Genomic DNA, 1,528 nt, shown 5'->3' on the forward strand with positions numbered 1-1,528 from the left:
CGGTCGTGGAGTGCGGGAGCGACACGCTCGACGAGGCAGTGCGCGGGGCCGCGTTCACGCCGTTCGACCTGTCCACCGATCTGCCCGTACGGGTGGTGTTGTTCACGGTCGCCGAGGGCGGGTCGGTGCTGGTGGTGACCTTGCACCACATCGCGAGTGACGGTTGGTCGATGGAGCCGTTGTGGGAGGGGGTGGCGTCGGCGTATCGGGCTCGGTTGGCGGGGGTTGCTCCGGAGTGGTCGCCGTTGCCGGTGCAGTACGCGGATTACACGTTGTGGCAGCAGGGTCTGTTGGGTGGGGTCCTGGAGCGGCAGTTGGCGTACTGGTCGGAGGTGTTGCGGGATGCGCCGCAGGAGGTGGCGCTGCCGTTGGACCGGCCTCGGTCGGGGGTGGGTTCGCGTGCGGGTGGTCTGGTGGAGTTCGGGCTGGACGCGGAGCTGCACGCGGAGTTGGAGGGGTTGGCGCGTCGGCATGGCGTGACGCTGTTCATGGTGCTGCACGCGGGCCTGGCGGCCCTCTTGTCGCGCCTGGGCGCGGGGACGGACATCCCCATCGGCACGGTGGTGGCGGGGCGTTCGGACGAGGCCTTGGACGAGCTGGTCGGGTTCTTCGTGAACACGCTGGTGTTGCGGACGGATGTGTCGGGTGCGCCGACCTTCGGTGAGTTGCTGGGCCGGGTCCGGGACACGGATCTGGCGGCGTTCACCCACCAGGACCTGCCGTTCGAGCGCCTGGTCGAGGAGCTGAACCCCGTCCGCTCGGCGTCGGTCCATCCGTTGTTCCAGGTGATGCTGGTCCTGCAGAACAACAGCGAGGGAAGCCTCCAACTCCCGGGCATCACCCTGGAATCGGAGACCTTCGACACGGCTCCGGCCCGGTTCGACCTCAACTTCGCCTTCACCGAGGCCTGGGCTGCCGATGGCACGCCCGGTGGGATCCAGGTGGAGCTGCAGTACGCCGCGGACCTCTTCGACCACGGCACGGTGGAGGTGCTGGGCCGCCGTCTCGGTTCGCTGTTGACCGCCATGGTCGCGGATCCGGAGCAGTTGGTCGGGTCGGTTGAGGTGTTGGTGGGTGGCGAGCGTGAGTTGGTTGTGTCGGGGTGGGGTGGTGGTGGGGGTCCGGTGCCGGCGGGGACGGTGTCGGGGCTTTTTGCGGAGCAGGTGGTGCGGGCTCCGGGTGCGGTGGCGGTGGTGGATGGTGATCGCCGGTTGTCGTATGGGGAGTTGGATGTTCTGTCGGATCGGATGGCCGCGCGGATGGTGGAGTCCGGTCTGGTGCGGGGTGGGTTGGTGGGGGTCTGCCTGGGGCGTGGTGCGGATCTCGTGGTGGCGTTGCTGGGTGTGTTGAAGGCGGGTGGTGGTTACACGCTGTTGGATCCGGAGTTCCCGCGGGAGCGGTCGGCGTTGGTGGTGGCCGAGGCGGGTGTGGGTCTGGTGGTGTCGAGTTCGGGGCTTCGGGGGTCGGTGGAGGGGCTCGCGGAGTGTGTGGTGTGGGTGGATGAGGAGTGGGAGCCGGCGGCGGGCGG

General features: G+C 68.9%; 1 protein-coding gene. It reads left to right on the top strand.

Going from position 1 to position 1,528, the window contains the following annotated elements; genetic code table 11:
* A partial coding sequence (locus AE652_RS49265) for a condensation domain-containing protein (protein ID WP_049653719.1) occupies nucleotides 1-1,528 on the top strand: 1,528 nt, incomplete at both ends.

Origin of the sequence: Kitasatospora sp. MY 5-36 (genome assembly GCF_001182915.1) — a bacterium.
GTDB lineage: Bacteria > Actinomycetota > Actinomycetes > Streptomycetales > Streptomycetaceae > Kitasatospora.